We start from the raw sequence: 1,283 nt of genomic DNA, 5'->3' as shown, positions 1-1,283 counted from the left end.
CGCCCGCACGCTGCCGACAACAGACATTGACCTCGCACGTGAGAACTTTCTCTACTGGGATCAAGGCGCTTGCTCGCGGTTAGCCGCGTCCACTCAGTCGGCGTGGCGGTGTCGATCTCTGCAGCGAGCGCGGTGGTGGTCTCCCCGGGGGGCCAGCCCGGGAGGTGGCGTCCCACTCGACCCTGTGGTCGAACTCAGCTCAGATGACAATTGTTGCAACCTGAACGCCGGCAGCAAGCCACCTTCCGCGAACTTCATCGAGTTCATCGGCGGGAGCCGAAAGTACTACGCCGAAGGCCGCCGGTGGGTCGGCTTCGTCACGGTAGTAATCCCGGTAGAAAGGGATTGAGTTCGCGAACCAAGAAAAAACTCCGTGTTGTTCAGCCAAGAGCAAGTGCGCATTGATTATCTCGGTGACGTAGCCGCGAGCAGGCGGCTTACTCATGGTTGGGTTGGTTAAATTGTCGAAGTCGCGCATCCAATCATCAAATGCACCCTTGTTATGGTGTTGCGCGAATCGCGGCGGAAAGTGCCAGACCTCCGCGAAGGCGTCGAAGAGTGTATCGAGTGTTGTGATATTCTCCCCATTCACTTTTCGAAGCTCGACTCCAGCCGGAGCCACCAAAGGCGAGGATGTCGCGGCGTTTACACAAACGCACGCCCCGTGACCGGCGGCCCCTAAGACGAATTCGTCTAAGTTCATAATCCGCTTGCCTCGCTAACGAATCCGACGGAATGTAGCGTAGTGATCAGTGGTGTACCACGCCGATCCGTCGCTGCCGGTAACGATGCGCTCATCGCCGCGGTCTTCACCAGGCACCTTCGGGTTGACATCCCACTCTTGATAGGTGATCGGCTTACCGGAGGCGTCCGTCGTAGGCAGATGTTCATCTTCATTTCGGTACGGTTTCCCACCCTTAGTGCCCGGCGCTTTCGCCGCCTGTGGCCATTTTCCCTCATCGATCTGCTTAAGAACGTCCTGAACCTTCTGCGGTACGCGCGGTCCTTGGGGCCCCACTTGTTCTGGTGCGGGTTGTGCCCAGGACGGTATTTCGAAGCGTATGGCGTCTTTGGCGGGCGTGTATTGTACGTTCCCGGCATCTAATTGTCGCTCGAGCTGCGCCTTCAACGCGTTGTAATACCAGGCCTCTTGATTATAAACCTGAACCGCGTTCCAATCGGCAGAGTTGGGCGGATTCAAATTGTGGTGATCGATATCGTATATCAATTTGTTGTAGGCGTCGCGGGTGGCTTGCAGCGATGTCGGTGGCGGTGGGTGGGCC

The 1,283-nt window shown here is 57.6% G+C and carries 2 protein-coding genes; both read right to left on the bottom strand.

Annotation, left to right across the window (positions count from 1 at the left end; all coding sequences use genetic code 11):
• Positions 1 to 199 precede the first annotated feature (199 nt).
• Entirely contained in the window at positions 200 to 622 is a 423-nt protein-coding gene (locus tag BST40_RS28100) for a barstar family protein (RefSeq protein ID WP_158006297.1), read from the bottom strand.
• A 96-nt stretch (positions 623 to 718) separates the two neighbouring features.
• Entirely contained in the window at positions 719 to 1,201 is a 483-nt protein-coding gene (locus BST40_RS28095) for a ribonuclease domain-containing protein (RefSeq protein ID WP_082275231.1), read from the bottom strand.
• Between the last annotated feature and the right edge of the window lie 82 nt (positions 1,202 to 1,283).

The organism is Mycobacterium persicum (genome assembly GCF_002086675.1).
Taxonomy (GTDB): Bacteria; Actinomycetota; Actinomycetes; order Mycobacteriales; family Mycobacteriaceae; genus Mycobacterium; species Mycobacterium persicum.
Note: the sequence above shows the minus strand (reverse complement) of the source record. Positions and strands in the feature narration are given on the sequence as shown.